Source organism: Ruegeria sp. HU-ET01832 (assembly GCF_040371315.1).
Classification (GTDB): domain Bacteria; phylum Pseudomonadota; class Alphaproteobacteria; order Rhodobacterales; family Rhodobacteraceae; genus Ruegeria; species Ruegeria lacuscaerulensis_A.
Genome location: NZ_BAABWL010000002.1, coordinates 649,069 through 664,237 on the forward strand (window position 1 = coordinate 649,069; position 15,169 = coordinate 664,237).

Annotated in this window: 12 protein-coding genes; 9 read left to right on the forward strand and 3 right to left on the reverse strand. The window is 60.6% G+C overall.

Going from position 1 to position 15,169, the window contains the following annotated elements; genetic code table 11:
• Positions 1-34: 34 nt before the first annotated feature.
• The 3 genes from ABWV79_RS08460 to ABWV79_RS08470 are packed head-to-tail and all read left to right on the forward strand — an operon-like array spanning position 35 to position 4,569.
• The gene (locus ABWV79_RS08460) at positions 35-2,227 is read left to right on the forward strand and encodes a dehydrogenase E1 component subunit alpha/beta (RefSeq protein ID WP_353391351.1); all 2,193 of its coding nucleotides are present in this window, start codon (positions 35-37) and stop codon (positions 2,225-2,227) included.
• A complete protein-coding gene (locus tag ABWV79_RS08465) occupies positions 2,224-3,258 on the forward strand; it encodes an ACP S-malonyltransferase (protein WP_353391352.1) in 1,035 nt (344 codons plus the stop codon). Before ABWV79_RS08460 ends, ABWV79_RS08465 begins: the two co-directional genes overlap by 4 nt.
• Before the next feature lie 39 nt (positions 3,259-3,297).
• Positions 3,298-4,569 carry an NAD(P)/FAD-dependent oxidoreductase gene (locus ABWV79_RS08470; RefSeq protein WP_353391353.1) on the forward strand — a complete coding sequence of 424 codons (1,272 nt, stop codon included), beginning with the start codon at positions 3,298-3,300 and terminating at the stop codon, positions 4,567-4,569.
• A 2-nt stretch (positions 4,570-4,571) separates the two neighbouring features.
• Here ABWV79_RS08470 and ABWV79_RS08475 read toward each other — a convergent pair whose 3' ends face one another.
• Positions 4,572-5,273: an SDR family oxidoreductase gene (locus ABWV79_RS08475; RefSeq protein WP_353391354.1), complete on the reverse strand. Its 702-nt coding sequence runs from the start codon at positions 5,271-5,273 to the stop codon at positions 4,572-4,574.
• A 103-nt stretch (positions 5,274-5,376) separates the two neighbouring features.
• On the opposite strand from ABWV79_RS08475, the gene ABWV79_RS08480 reads away from it, so the two are divergent.
• Positions 5,377-6,228: a LysR substrate-binding domain-containing protein gene (locus ABWV79_RS08480; protein ID WP_170353366.1), complete on the forward strand. Its 852-nt coding sequence runs from the start codon at positions 5,377-5,379 to the stop codon at positions 6,226-6,228.
• Here the strand turns inward: ABWV79_RS08480 and ABWV79_RS08485 are convergent.
• Positions 6,219-7,121: a LysR family transcriptional regulator gene (locus ABWV79_RS08485; protein ID WP_353391355.1), complete on the reverse strand. Its 903-nt coding sequence runs from the start codon at positions 7,119-7,121 to the stop codon at positions 6,219-6,221. The genes ABWV79_RS08480 and ABWV79_RS08485 overlap by 10 nt on opposite strands.
• A gap of 75 nt (positions 7,122-7,196) precedes the next feature.
• Here ABWV79_RS08485 and ABWV79_RS08490 point away from each other — a divergent pair, with 75 nt between their 5' ends.
• The 5 genes from ABWV79_RS08490 to ABWV79_RS08510 all read left to right on the forward strand — a co-directional run bounded on the left by ABWV79_RS08490 (position 7,197) and on the right by ABWV79_RS08510 (position 14,373).
• Complete coding sequence (locus ABWV79_RS08490; protein WP_353391356.1) at positions 7,197-10,409, forward strand: reductive dehalogenase; 3,213 nt, start codon at positions 7,197-7,199, stop codon at positions 10,407-10,409.
• Positions 10,410-10,537: 128 nt separating this feature from the next.
• The gene (locus ABWV79_RS08495) at positions 10,538-11,404 is read left to right on the forward strand and encodes an FAD binding domain-containing protein (protein ID WP_353391357.1); all 867 of its coding nucleotides are present in this window, start codon (positions 10,538-10,540) and stop codon (positions 11,402-11,404) included.
• The gene (locus tag ABWV79_RS08500; protein ID WP_353391358.1) at positions 11,401-11,880 is read left to right on the forward strand and encodes a (2Fe-2S)-binding protein; all 480 of its coding nucleotides are present in this window, start codon (positions 11,401-11,403) and stop codon (positions 11,878-11,880) included. The genes ABWV79_RS08495 and ABWV79_RS08500 overlap by 4 nt, the downstream gene beginning before the upstream one ends.
• Complete coding sequence (locus ABWV79_RS08505; RefSeq protein WP_353391359.1) at positions 11,880-14,135, forward strand: xanthine dehydrogenase family protein molybdopterin-binding subunit; 2,256 nt, start codon at positions 11,880-11,882, stop codon at positions 14,133-14,135. The genes ABWV79_RS08500 and ABWV79_RS08505 overlap by 1 nt, the downstream gene beginning before the upstream one ends.
• Complete coding sequence (locus ABWV79_RS08510; RefSeq protein ID WP_170353360.1) at positions 14,128-14,373, forward strand: MoaD/ThiS family protein; 246 nt, start codon at positions 14,128-14,130, stop codon at positions 14,371-14,373. The genes ABWV79_RS08505 and ABWV79_RS08510 overlap by 8 nt, the downstream gene beginning before the upstream one ends.
• Here ABWV79_RS08510 and ABWV79_RS08515 read toward each other — a convergent pair.
• Positions 14,370-15,074: a lysophospholipid acyltransferase family protein gene (locus ABWV79_RS08515; protein WP_353391360.1), complete on the reverse strand. Its 705-nt coding sequence runs from the start codon at positions 15,072-15,074 to the stop codon at positions 14,370-14,372. The two genes, ABWV79_RS08510 and ABWV79_RS08515, sit on opposite strands and share 4 nt — an antisense overlap.
• Between the last annotated feature and the right edge of the window lie 95 nt (positions 15,075-15,169).

Sequence of the window (15,169 nt, forward strand, 5' to 3'; positions counted from 1 at the left end):
TGTTGCCGCCAGGTTGAACCAAAAGGACCCGCAAATGGATCGCGCTCAGATCGTTCATGAGAATTTCCTGACCCGTGTTGCGCAACGCGATTTCCCCCATGGTACGTCTCCTCAGTCGGGACTGACTGCGCCCGAAGCGGTATCTCTGTTTCGCTCGCAGGTGCTAAGCCGGGCGCTGGATCGCACCAGCCGCGCAATGCAGAAGGCGGGGCAGGGGTTCTATACCATCGGCTCATCCGGGCATGAGGGGATGGCGGCTGTGGCCCATGCACTGCGCCCCACGGATATTGCGTTTCTGCACTATCGCGACGCCGCCTTTCAGATCGCGCGGGCCGAGCAGGTGCCGGGCCAGCAGATCGCCTGGGACATGCTGCTGAGTTTTGCCTGTTCTTCCGAAGACCCCACCTCGGGCGGACGGCACAAGGTGCTGGGGTCCAAGGCGCTGACCATCCCACCGCAAACCTCGACCATTGCCAGCCATCTGCCCAAGGCGGTGGGCGCGGCCTATTCCCTAGGCGCGGCGCGGCGGCATGACCCCGAGCATCGTGAACTGCCCGAGGACGGCATTGCGATGTGTTCTTTCGGAGATGCCTCGGCCAACCACTCGACCGCGCAGGGGGCGATCAATACGGCGGGCTGGACCAGCGTGCAATCAACGCCCCTGCCTTTGTTGTTTGTGTGTGAGGATAACGGGATTGGCATCTCGGTCAAAACACCCAAAGGCTGGATACAGGCTTCGATGGAGCATCGCCCGGGCATCACGTATTTTCAGGCTAATGGGCTGGATATCTACGAGACCTATGCCGTCGCGCAAGAGGCCGCCGATTATGTGCGTACCCGCCGGAAACCTGCCTTCCTGCATCTGAAAACCGTGCGCCTTTACGGTCATGCGGGGGCTGACGTGCCCACCACCTATATGCCCAAATCCGAGGTCGAGGCAGATGAGGCTAACGATCCCTTGCTGCATTCCGTGCGCCTGCTGGATCAGGCCGGGGCACTGTCACCTGATCAGGCGCTGAAGATATACCAGGACACTTGCGCCCGTACCGATCGGATCGCTGCCGAGGCTGCCACGCGTCCTCATCTGGGCGGCGCTGCCGAGGTGATGGCCAGCCTGATCCCGCCCAAACGCGACTGCAAACCTACCAACGGACCCAGCGCCGAGGCGCGCAAAGATGCGTTTGGCGGGGATATGCGAGCAATGAATGACCCTCAGCCCATGAGTCGCCTGATCAATTGGGCGCTGACTGATCTGATGCTGGAACATGGCGAAATCGTCTGCATGGGTGAGGATGTTGGCCGCAAGGGGGGCGTCTACGGCGTCACGCAAAAGCTGCAACAGAGGTTCGGGCCGGACCGGGTGATCGACACGCTGCTGGATGAGCAATCGATTTTGGGGCTGGCGATTGGCATGGGCCATAACGGGTTTGTGCCGATCCCCGAAATCCAGTTCCTCGCTTATCTGCACAATGCCGAGGATCAGATCAGGGGCGAGGCCGCGACGCTGCCGTTTTTCTCGAACGGGCAATTCACAAACCCTATGGTCGTGCGGATTGCCGGGCTGGGCTATCAGAAGGGGTTCGGCGGGCATTTCCACAATGACAACTCGCTGGCCGTGCTGCGCGATATTCCCGGAGTGATCATTGCTTGCCCCTCGACCGGGGAAGACGCGGCGCAGATGCTTCGTGAATGTGTCCGTTTGGCACGCGAGGAGCAACGCGTTGTGGTGTTTCTGGAACCCATTGCGCTTTATCCCATGCGTGATCTGCATGAGGCGCAGGATGGGGGCTGGATGACGACTTATCCCGCGCCGGATCGACGGACCGCGCTGGGTGAGGTGGGGGTGCATGGCGACGGCACCGATCTGGCCATCGTGACCTATGGCAACGGGCATTACCTGTCGAAACAGGCGTTGCCAGAGTTGGAAGCGGCGGGGCTGAACGTGCGGATCATCGACCTGCGCTGGCTGGCCCCGTTGCCGATGGATGCCCTGCGCGCGGCCACCAAAACATGCGCGCATGTTTTGGTCGTCGACGAATGTCGTCGCACCGGCAGCCAGTCTGAGGCGTTGATGACTTTCTTCGTCGAAGAAAGTCCCGCCACCCCAATCGCCCGTGTTGTCGCCGAGGATAGTTTCATAGCAACCGGCCCCGCCTATGCTGCGCCCTTGCCGTCAAAAGACGGGATCGTTGCCGCCGCATTAAACCTGACCGGAGGCCGCGCATGACCCGTACCGCTGTTCTGATCTGCCCCGGTCGAGGCACCTATAACAAGCCCGAGCTGGGCTATCTGCACCGTCACCACGCGCAGCGGATGGACCTGTTTCACAGCTTCAATGCCCTACGTGCCGAGGCGGGGCAGCAGGCTGTGACTGCGTTAGATGGGGCCGACCGGTTCACGGTCAATACCTATTCGCGCGGGGATGTGGCTTCGGCTCTGATTTATGCGGCGTCTTTGGCGGATGCGCAGGCCGTGGCTGATGATATCGAGGTTGTTGCGGTCACGGGGAACTCGATGGGCTGGTACAGCGCGCTTGCTGCGGGCGGTGCGTTGTCGCCGCAGGACGGGTTTCGGGTGGTGAACACCATGGGCACGCTGATGCAAGATCACCTGATCGGCGGGCAATTGGTCTATCCATTCATCGGTGACGACTGGGTAAACGACTCTGCTCGGAAGGAGGAGTTGCTAACCGAGGTCGCGCGGATCAATGCGCAGGATGGCCACACGCTTGGCCTGTCGATTGATCTGGGCGGGATGCTGGTTCTGGCCGGGGATGAGGCGGGGCTGACTGCGTTCGAGGCGTCTCAGCCCGGCCAGCAGGACCGGTTCCCGATGCGTCTGGCCAATCACGCCGCGTTTCACACGGCGCTGCAAGCCCCGGTCGCCGCCGAGGGCCGCGCGCGGTTGGGGGCCGACCTGTTTGGCCAGCCCGAGCGCCCTCTGATCGACGGACGCGGCAAAATCTGGTGGCCTGCAGCGACGGATACGCAAGCGTTGTGGAACTACACTTTAGGTCACCAAGTCACCGAACCCTATGACTTCACCCGCGCCGTCCAAACCGCAGCGCGCGAATTTGCACCGGACCTGTTTATCGTTGCCGGACCCGGGGCAACCCTTGGGGGCGCAGTGGCACAGTCTCTGGTATTGGCGGATTGGCGCGGCTTGGCGAACAAACCCGCGTTTCAGGCGCGGCAGGATGCGCAACCCTTCCTGATTGCCATGGGCCGCGATGATCAGCGCGCACTTGCAACCGGCTGATACAGTCTTGATGATCTGCTTATTCGCAAGGAGCCCGACGTGAGCGACCATGACCAGTCCCTCTGGCTGAATACCGGTAAGGAGCATGTGGCCAGTAGCCTTTTGACCAGTGATCTGGCGGTTGATCTGGCTGTGATCGGTGGTGGGTATACTGGCTGCTCGGCGGCTTTGACGGCGACGCAGTCCGGCGCATCGGTTGCTCTGCTTGAGGCGCAGGAAATCGGGCATGGTGGATCGGGCCGAAATGTCGGCTTTGCCAATGCAGGTCTGTGGCTGCCACCGGACAAAATTCGTGCGTTTTTGGGAGAGGCGGCAGGCGACCGCCTTATCGACCTGCTAGGGGCTGCGCCGGGCGATGTGTTTGACCTGATCCAGCAACATGGGATCGACTGTTCGCCCGTGCGCAACGGTACCCTGCACTGTGCGCATTCGCCTGCCGGGCTTAAGGACCTGAAAAACCGGCATGCACAACTCAGTGCGACCGGTGCCCCGATTGAGCTTTTGTCAGCCGACGAAACCCGCCAGCGCACCGGTAGTGCGGCTTTTCACGGTGCGGTTTTTGATCCGCGTGCGGGGACGATCCAGCCGTTGGACTATGTCCGCGGGCTTGCGCGTGCGGCAGTTGAGGCGGGGGCGCAGGTCTTTACGCAAAGCCCGGTTCAATCGCTGTCGCGTGACGGCGATGTGTGGGTGTTGACCACAGCAGAAGGTACTGTTCGGGCCAAAGCATTGATCCAGGCCACAAACGCTTATCACCGGGGTTTGCCCGGAACGGCGCCTGCATATGTACCGGTTTACTATTTTCAGTTCGCGACAGTCCCGCTTTCGGACAACCTGCGCGCCAGTATTCTGCACCAAGGCGAGGGTGCCTGGGATACTGGCCTGATCATGACCTCGTTCCGGTTGGATCACGAGGGACGCTTTATCATCGGGGCGATGGGCGATCTAGGGCATGCAGGTAGCGGGGCCCACAGGGCGTGGATCAGACGAAAGATGGCCGAGCTTTATCCGCAACTGTCTGACCAGCCCCTGACCCAAGGTTGGCATGGTCGCATTGCGATGACGTCAGACCATATTCCCAAGATCACGCAGATTGGCCCGAATGCCTTGGCAGCGCATGGGTTCTCGGGCCGTGGTATCGGCCCGGGTACCGTTTTTGGCCGTCAAATGGCCAAAAGCCTGTTGCGCAACGATCCGGGTCTGCTGCCTGTCCCGGCAGTTGCTGAGTACTCGGAAAGTTGGACCGGCCTGCGGCGCGCCTATTTCGAGACAGGCGCGGCGCTTACGCATCTGATTAAGGCGCGGTTCTGATCCTAGACGGATCGCGTGATGCCACCGTCTACGCGTATGTTTTGCCCTGTGATGTAGCCTCCGCCTTCGGACGCCAGCATTGCCACGATCGAGGCGATCTCATCATAGCTGCGCCCATAGCGGCCCAGCGGGATACGGGCGCGGAACTCTTCTTTCTCGGGCAGGCTGTCGATAAAGCCGGGCAGGACATTGTTCATGCGGATATTGTCGGCGGCGTATTGGTCCGAAAACAACTTGGTAAAGGCGGCCAGTCCGGCGCGGAACACGCCCGACGTTGGGAAGACCGGGTCCGGTTCGAAGGCGGCGAAAGTCGAGATGTTGATGATCGACCCGCCCCCTTGCGATTGCATGATCGGCGTGACAAGGCGGGTTGGGCGAACGGCGTTCATGAAATAGACGTCCATGCCTGTGTGCCAATCCTCGTCCGTCAGCTCCAGTACCGATGCGCGGGGTCCATGCCCGGCCGAGTTGACCAGAACGTCGACCCGCCCCCAATGGGTCATCGCGGCGTCGACCAGCTTTTGCAGATCTTCTGTAGATTGGTTTGAACCGGTCACGCCAACACCGCCCAATTCATGCGCCAGTGCCTCGCCTTTGCCCGAAGAGGACAGGATACCGACCTTGAACCCGTCTGCAGCCAGCCGCCGGGCAGAATCCGCACCCATGCCGCTGCCACCGGCTGTGATAAGCGCCACTTTGGTCATGTGATCTCTCCGTTTGTTGATGACCCGAAAATGCGCCTCGTCGGCGCATTTGACTAATCAGTTCTTCTGTTTCTATGTTGTAGAAAATCTACAGGATGGTCATATGACCGCATTACCCCCGCTCAATGCCCTACGCGCGTTTGAAGCCTCGGCGCGACATCTCAACTTTCGACTGGCAGCAGAAGAGTTGGGCGTGACGCAAGGGGCGGTTGCCCAACAGGTGCGCGGACTAGAAGCGCGATTGGCCGAGAAGCTGTTTGATCGCCTGCCACGTGGTCTTGCGCTGACCGAAGCCGGACGCAGGTTTCATGCCCCTCTGCGCCGCGCTTTTCGTTTGATCGAAGAGGCGGTCACCGATCTGTCCGGCGACAGACATGTTACGATTTCGGTCACGCCCAGTTTCGCGTCGAAATGGTTGGTGCCACGGCTAAAGGACTTTTCCTCGCGGTATCCGGATATCGCCGTTCAGATCGACGCGCGCGAGCGGTTGGCAGATTTCAAAAGCGACGGGGTCGATATCGCCGTGCGACAGGGTCGATCCCCATTTGGCAGCGACTTATCATCGGTGCCTTTGTTTTCGACTGAATTCATTGTGGTCTGTAGCCCTTCGTTGGCCACCCAAGTCAAAGCGCCGCAGAACCTGTCAGGCGCAATCCTTTTGAACGACACCCACGGTCTTTGGCCTCTGTTCCTTGATCGGGCCGGAGTCGTCGGCAAGCCACGAATGATGAACTTTAGCCAGACAAGCCTTGCCATTGACGCGGCTGTGTCCGGGCAAGGGATAGCGCTGGCCAATGCGCCATTGGTCGCGGCCGAACTGGCGTCAGGACGCCTTGTTCAACCTCTGCCTGACGTATTGGTCGAGGATCTCGGTTTTCACATCGTCGTGCCAAAACGCCCCCGACAACCTGAACTGGTTGAGGTGGTGCAAAAATGGCTTTTATCTCAGGTCTGAAGGGCGCGCGCGGTGGACTCGATCCTGTTACGTACCCAGCGATGAGCAGGATCGTTTGCCGACCTTTGATGCCAGACCATGTAGATCGAGACCGGCTCGCATTTAAACGGCAAGGGCGCGCAGTCCAGCGCAGCCAGTGGCCCGCGTTTCATCAACGCGGTGTCGGTCGAGATCAGGTCGCTGCCTTTTACAAAGGATGGGATGGCGTTGAAATGAGGCAAGGTGACGGTGGGTGGTCTGATCTGGCTTTGGTCTACGCCCCGCATCACCGCTCGCGAACTGCGGCCATCGGGAAACCGAACGTCAACATGTTCAGTCGCACAGTAGGCGTGCCAACTGTCCGGCGGACAGCGTCGTTCTGCATCGTAAAAGATCATCAATGGGCTGCAGAGAATACGTTTCTGAAAGATGTCCGGCCCATCCGGCGGCAGGGGCGTCAGCATCAGCTGGCACCGGTCGCTGCGCAACAAGTCCGGATCGGGAACACCCGAAGGTATGAACCCTAGCCGCAACCGGACGCCCTCGGCTCGTGTGGCGCGCAGCAGTTCGGGAAAGATCAGTTCGCGCGGCATGTCGTTGGTGGCGATCTGAAATTGCATGTCCTCGAGCATCGGATCAAACGGGCGATTTTCGGTCAGCGCCCGCATTGCATCCAGCACGTTTTGCGCTGGGTCTTTCAGCGACAAAGCCCGTTCGGTCGGGGTCAGCCCCTGACCTGAGCGGACAAACAGCGGATCACCTAGAACCTGCCGCAATTTGGCCAGCGTATGGCTGATCGCTGATTGCGTCACGCCCAACCGGTCGGCCGCTTTCGATACCGAACTTTCTTCGAGAATGGTCAGAAACACGCGCAAGACCTTACCGTCCAGATCAGTAAAATCAGTTTTCCTCATGACGTGTATGATTATTCATGAATGGATTTGCAGTCCAGTGCGCAATAGGTGACTGTCATCATCAGGAGGTGTGCGATGGGAATCCGCTTTTTCTCGGACAAGAACCGCCCGGTTCATATGGGGCAATACCCGCTAGAACGGTTGGCACGGCAGTCGGATTTGCCTGATCTTTACGAGGTGATGCCCATGCCAACACTTGGCTTTCATCGCCCTGAGTGCCCTGAGAGCATCGTCAATGCGATGGGCGAGTTTCAAGCGATGCTGGATACAATCCGGGATGGGTTCGTGAATCCGGTGGAGTCCGAGGTGCCTGCCGATCTGACCGGTCGTGCCAACCATCTAAAAGCGTTCGGCTATTTCAATGATGCCTCAATGATGGGGTGTGGTCCTCTGCCGCCCGAGGCATTGCTGACCGAACCCCGCCGAAACCCCGATGTCGACCGTCTGGCCCATGCGCTGAAAACACGGCAGACCAAGACATTGGCTTCGGGGATCGACCTGATCATGGCCGATCTGAAAGAAAGCATGGAGGCCAAACCGCGCCCCATGGACACCCATCGCCATGCGATTGTCTTTCTGTACGAACACAACCGCGACCCGGACCCCAACGAGCCCGGCGCAGATTGGATCATGGATGCGCAAGACCACCGCGCTTGTCTTCTGGCGACCGAAAACGCCGTGGTCATCGCCAACTACATCCGCATTCTGGGCTTTGACGCGCGGGCGCATACGGTCATGTCCTCTGAGGTTGATCTGGGTAAGCTGGCCGTCGCGGCGGGGCTGTGTTCGGTCGAAGACGGAGAGCTGGTCGCGCCGTGGCTGGGTAAACGGTTCGGACTGGCTGCGGTCACGACCGAGATGGAGATCGCCCACGATCAGCCCCTGCGCCCCATGACGCAGCAGCCGTGGTTTCCAACCCAAGGTCCGGCGTGGTGGCTGGGCGCGGGCTTTGCCAAGAACGCGCTGAACCGCGACCCTTATGCCAAACGGCGCTATGTGGACGGGGCGCATCCGTTTGAGACCCTCAAGCGGGTGGAAAAACCTACAACTTATATCGACGAGGAAAACGTCGCCCGGGTCCCCAAGCGTGCCGACATGTTCGCCCGCGCGCAGTTCGGGGATATGGGTAAGCATCTGCAAGACGGGGCCAAGGGCGGGTATTATGTACGCAAGGCCGCGCCCAGTACCGCGCAACGCCGCGCGCTGGGCGCGTTCGTGTTGCTGCAGGATGGGGAAAGCGCCGATACCGCGCCACCAACCGACGCTGCACGCAATGCCGCGAATATCAAGGCGGCCACGTATTTTCTGGGGGTCGATGCGGTGGGCCTCAGCCGGTGCCCGGACTGGGCGTGGTACTCGCATGACGCAACGGGCGAGGAGATCACGACGCCCCATGACCAGGCCATCAGCATGATCATCGACCAGGGTTATGAGACGATGGAGGGCGCCAGCGGCGATGACTGGATCAGTGTCGCGCAGTCGATGCGCGCTTATCTGCGGTTTTCGTTACTGGGTGGAGTGATCGCGCAACAGATCCGCAATCTGGGCTATAAGGCCCGCGCGCATACCGTAATGGATGGCGAGGTGTTACAGCCGCCACTGCTGTTGTTGTCTGGGCTGGGCGAGGTCAGCCGGATCGGGGAAGTGATCCTGAACCCTTATCTGGGGCCCCGCCTAAAATCCGGCGCGGTGACGACGGATATGCCTATGTCGCATGACAAGCCGATCGATTTCGGTCTGCAGACCTTCTGCGAAAGCTGCAACAAATGCGCCCGCGAATGCCCCTCGGGTGCGATCACTGCTGGGCCGAAGCTGATGTTCAACGGCTATGAAATCTGGAAATCCGACAGCCAGAAATGCGCCACCTACCGGGTGACCACGCCGGGTGGGGCGATGTGCGGGCGGTGTATGAAGACCTGCCCTTGGAACCTTGAGGGCATCTTCAAGGAACGCCCCTTCCGCTGGGCCGCGATGAATATTCCCAAAGCCGCGCCCGCGCTGGCGCGGTTGGATGATGTGGTGGGCAATGGCGGGCTGAACGATGTCAAGAAATGGTGGTGGGATCTGGAGCTGCAACCGGACGGTGCCTATCGCCCGACTGACCACCCGCTGAACCGGCGCGATCTGCAAACCGACTTGGACCTGAAATACGAGGATCAGACTCTGGCCGTTTACCCTGCCTATCTGGCCCCGCACCCCTGGCCCTATCCGTTCGCCATGGATCGCGAGGCTGGGATTGCCGCCTATGAGGCCATGGTCACGGCCGAAGAATACAAGGCGCGCAAAGCGGCGGGTGATCTGTCGGTGATCCACCGCTATACCATCGCGGGCGATGCCCCGGTTATGCGCGTCGCACTGACCAAGGTCGACAAGATGACTGCGGATGTGACCAAGTACGAATTCTCGACGCTGGACGGCTCACCACTGCCCGAATGGACGGCGGGCGCGCATCTGGACGTGCTGGTCGCGCCGGAATTCCTGCGGCAGTACTCTATGTCCGGTGACCCATCCGACCGCGCCACCTATCAGATCGGTGTATTGCGTGAGGATGAGGGGCGCGGCGGCTCGGCCCTGTTGCACCGGATCTTCAACGAAGGGCGCAAGGTCTTCATCTCGAAACCCATCAACCATTTCGAATTGGACGAGGGCGCAACCAAGACCTTCCTGATGGGTGGCGGGATCGGCATCACTCCGATGATCGCTTTTGCTCACCGTCTGCATGCCTTGGGCAAACCGTTCGAGCTGCACTATTCCGCCAGTACCCGTGCCGGTGCCGGGTATCTGAAAGATCTGGCAGCGATGCCTTGGGCGGATCACGTGCACTATCATTTCTCGGACGAAGGCACACGGGCCGATCTGGAAGCCGTCCTGTCGGGTTATCAAGACGGTTGGCACGTCTATACCTGCGGTCCTGACCGCTTCATGGACGGAGTTATGCAAGCGGCTGAGCGTCAGGGCTTTCCCGAAGAAGCGCGGCATCTGGAGTATTTCTCGGTTCCCGAACAGCCGGACTATGAGAATCACGCCTTCACCCTGCGGCTGGCAAAATCGGGTCGAGATCTGACTGTACCCGCCGACAAAGATGCAGCGCAGGTGCTGAACGAGACAGGCATTCACGTGGATGTGAAATGCGCCGACGGCATCTGTGGGGTCTGCAAATGTAGCGTGATTTCGGGTGAGGTCGAACACCGCGATTTCGTTTTGTCCAAGAAACAACGTGAGAGCGCTATCATCCTATGCCAAAGCCGGGCGGCGCAGCCGGATGGTGTGATCGAGATCGACCTCTGAGCCAAGGTCAGGAAACGACTTTTTTATCTCAAAAATTGGTCGCTCCAACCATGGACGTTGGGGCGCCGCTGCACTAACGTCCCTGCCGAACCCTAGTGAACCCTGATCAACAGGTGCGAGGTATTTTCATGGATTATCACAGTCCCGCCAGTTTTGCCGAGGCGTCGGCTCTGGCTGCAAACGCAACGGGCGTCACCCGCTTTCTGGCCGGTGGAACGGATGTTCTGGTGCAGTTGCGCTCGGAACTGGTCACGCCCGATACGCTGATCGACATCAAGAAGATCGACGGTGTCAGTGACATCACCCGTAATGCAGACGGCAGTTGGACCCTCGGCGTTGCCGCAACCGGTGCCGAGATGAGCGAACATGCTGAACTGAGCCGCGACTGGCCCGGCGTGGTTGAGGCGATGGACCTGATCGGTTCGACTCAGGTGCAGGGGCGGGCAACGCTGACCGGAAACCTGTGTAATGGCTCTCCGGCGGCGGATTCTGTGCCTGCGATGGTTGCCGCTGGTGTGACCGTTTCTGTCACTGGCCCAGATGGAACGCGTGAGGTGGCTGTCGAGGATATCCCAACGGGACCCGGCAAGACCTCACTTTCCAAGGGTGAGGTGATCTCGGCCGTAAACATCCCTGCGCGCGGGGACAATGCGGGTGACGCGTATCTGCGGTTCATCCCCCGCACCGAGATGGACATCGCCGTTGTTGGCGTGGGTGTCAGCCTGCGTCTGGACGGTGACACCGTGACCGAGGCCCGCGTCTCGCTGGGGGCTGTTGCACCAACTGTCCTGCTGGTTGAAGAATGTGCCAAGGCCATCATCGGCAGCACTCTGGACGATGCTGCGTTGGACGCGCTGGCGGCTGCGGCATCGGCCGCCTGTAACCCAATCGACGACAAACGCGGCACGATCGAATTCCGCACCGAGGTCGCAGGCGTTCTGGCCAAGCGCGCCGCGAAAATCGCCTATGCCCGCGCGAAGGGAGAGAAAGCATGAGCAAGCTCCAAGTAACGACCACCGTGAACGGCGATGAGGTCGATTTTCTGTGCGACCCGCGCGAAACCCTGCTGGATTGTCTGCGCGACAAGCTGAACCTGACCGGCGCGAAAGAGGGTTGCGGTACTGGCGATTGCGGCGCGTGCTCGGTCACGGTTGATGGCCGTCTGGTCTGTTCCTGCCTGATGCTGGGCGCTGAGGCCGAGGGTAAGACCATCGAAACCGTCGAAGGTATCGCGGATGGTGACGTGCTGCATCCGCTGCAGCAGAAATTCATCGAACATGCAGCCCTGCAATGCGGCATCTGCACGCCGGGCATTCTGGTGGCGGCCAAATCGCTGTTGGAGAAAAACCCCAACCCGACCGAGGAAGAAACCCGGTATTGGCTGGCGGGTAACCTCTGCCGCTGCACCGGCTATGACAAGATCATTCGCGCCGTCATGGAAACGGCAGAAGAATTGCGGGAGGCTTCGTAATGGCTCTGGACGATCGTAAAACGGATTTCACTTTTGTCGGCACCCGTCCGAACCGCCCTGACGGGTTGGACAAGGTGACGGGCCGCGCCAAGTTCGGCGCGGATATGTCTGCGCCCGGCATGCTGCATGGCGCGATCCTGCGCTCACCCCACGCCCATGCGCGGATCGTGAAAATCGACACATCGAAGGCTGAGGCGCTGAAAGACGTCAAAGCCGTCGTGACACGCGCTGATTTCGCCGACGTGCCGTTCAAGCCGGGTTTGGCTGGCGAATTCTGGAACGTGCTGGAAAACGTCATGGCCGGTGAGAAGGCTCTCTATGATGGACATGCGGTGGCTGCGGTGGCGGCAACTTCGGCGCTGGCCGCGCGGGATGCGCTGAAGCTGATCGAGGTTGAGTACGAGGTATTGCCTCATGTGACCGACGTTGACAAAGCGATGGCCCCGGATGCACCGGTCATTCGCGAAGGTGCGGCGGATTATTCCGTGCCCGAAGGGATGCACCCCAACGTTGTGCGGTATCACGAAAGCGGTCATGGCGATGTCGACGCAGGCTTTGCCCAGGCCGATTTGGTCCTCGAAGATAGCTTTGTCACCGAGGCGACCCATCAGGGCTATATCGAGCCGCACGCCTGTCTTGGCCTGCTGGGCAATGACGGCAAAGGTGAGCTTTGGTGCACTACCCAAGGCCACTGGATTGCGCAAAAGACATGTGCGGCATTGCTGGGCATCGAAACCTCGCAGCTGCGCGTTACCGCGTCCGAGATTGGCGGTGGATTTGGCGGCAAGACCACGGTCTTCATCGAACCGGTCGCGCTGGCGCTGAGCCGCAAGGCGAACCGCCCGGTCAAGCTGGTCATGACCCGATCCGAAGTGTTCCGGGCGACAGGGCCGACCGCCTCGGCCTCGATGGATATCAAGATCGGCATGAAGAAGGACGGCACGATCACCGCCGCGCGGGGTGAGTTCCGTCTGCAAGGCGGCGCGTTCCCCGGTGCGCCGGGCGATATGACCGCCATGTGTGCCTTTGCGGCCTATAACCTGACAAACGTCAAACAGATCGGCTATGACGTGATGGCCAACCGCCCCAAGCAAGCCGCTTATCGCGCGCCGGGCGCGCCGATGGGGGCTTTTGCGGTCGAGTCGGTCATTGATGAGATGTGCAACAAGCTGGGTCTCGACCCGATCGAGGTGCGTCTAAAGAACGCCGCGCATGAGGGCACCAAGGCCAGCTATGGCCCGCGTTATGAACGCATCGGTCTGGTGGAAACGCTCGAGGCCGCCAAGGCGCATCCGCATTATTCGGCGCCGTTGAAGCCGGGGCAGGGACGCGGCGTCTCCTGCGGTTTCTGGTTCAACCACGGGGGTGAAACGTCGGTAACCTTGGCGTTGTCCGAAGACGGCTCAGCCCAGTTGATGGTGGGCACGCCCGACATTGGCGGCTCGCGCGCGTCGATGGCGCTGATGGCGGCCGAGGTGCTGGGCATTCCATATGAGAACATCCGTGTCACCGTCGCAGACACCGCAACGCTGGGGTATAACGACGTCAGCCACGGTAGCCGGGTGACCTATGCTTCGGGTCTGGCGACGATCAAGGCGGCGCGCCATGCTGTCGAAAAACTGTGCGAACGTGCAGCGGCCAAATGGGATATCCCGGTTGAAGCCGTGAAGTGGGAAAACGGTTGCGCCGTGCCTTCGGGCCCGAACGCGGGTGACTTTGACCCGATGCCGTTGGCAGATATCACCGCCAAAATGGGACGCACCGGGGGTCCGATCTCGGGCCATTTTGAGGCGACGCCCGAAGGCGCAGGCGTGTCCTTTGGCACCCACATTGTTGACGCTGAGGTCGACCCGGAAACCGGCAAGACCACGATCACCCGCTATACGGTCATTCAGGACGCCGGTAAGGCGATCCACCCGACCTATGTCGAGGGCCAGTTCCAGGGCGGTGCCGCGCAAGGTATCGGCTGGGCGCTGAACGAGGAATATATTTATGGCGAGGATGGACGGTTGCAGAACTCGATCTTCCTTGATTATCGCATTCCGGTCGCCAGCGACCTGCCCATGATCGACACGGTGATTGTCGAAGTGCCCAACCCCGGCCACCCCTTCGGTGTGCGCGGCGTGGGTGAGACGGGCATCGTGCCGCCCTTGGCCGCCATCGCCAATGCTGTGTCCAACGCGGCTGGCGTTCGGATGAAGCAACTGCCGATGTCCCCGCCGCGCATTCTGGCGGCGCTCAAGGACAATGGTTGAGGTCCACCTCTGGTCCGGCCTCCGGTCTTTGACCGGGGGTCAGCAGGTGGTGGAGGTCGAGGCCAAAACCACCGGCGATCTGCTACGGGAACTGGTCAGGACGCATCCGCAACTGGAAGGCCCAATTGAGGCGGGCGTGTCCATCGCCATCGACGGACGCGTCATCGCAACCGGTCTGACCGAACCGATCCCCGAAGGCAGTGAAGTTTACCTGATGCAGCGTTTGCGCGGCGGTTAGGACGGCGACCAAGGCTCGCGCCCGACCATGCGGTCGGCCTCGGCCGTGATGTCATTCATATGTTGTTCAAGGCTGAGGCGCAGGGCCTCGATCTGCTCGTCCGAGGCTTTGCGCGGCACGGTTTCCTTCCATTCCCGGCAAATAAACACGCCCTTGTTGCGCCAGGGACGCGGCATTAGCAACCGGTCCCATGTGCCTGCCTCGCGACCATGTTCCGCGGAAAAGGTAATCCCGAACACCCGCTTGCCCGAGGTCCTTGCCCAGACCAAGGGCACCGTGGACAACACCCTTTCCGGACCGCGCGGACCGTCGGCGGCGATGCCGATGGAAATGCCCTGTTTGATCTTGCCGATCACCGCCCGCGACACGGCAATGTTGTTCGATTTCTTACTGGTCATGGCGATCGTGTCCATACCGAACAGCTTTTGCACTCGACCAACCATGCTGCCCGCGCGCGCAGACGAGGTGATGGAGCAGATGGGCCCCTTGTCCAGCGGGTAGAAATAGGGCGATTGCGCCAGCCTTTGGTGCCAAAGCACCACGATGACCGGTTCGCCCTGTTCGGCCAACTGGTCCAGTTCCTCATAGCCAATACGCTGCCATTCGGTGTTGCGATGGACCAGCCGGATGTACCACGCAATGCGCCGCGCGGCCCAGTTCAACAGGGCTTCACTATCAGCGATCTTCTTGCGGATACTCACGGGCGGGGTCCTTCTGCCAAGCAAATTGTGTCTTATAGAACTCAACGCCATGCGCAACTTGTTTGTCGCATAGGTTTAGAGCAACAGAATCTGAA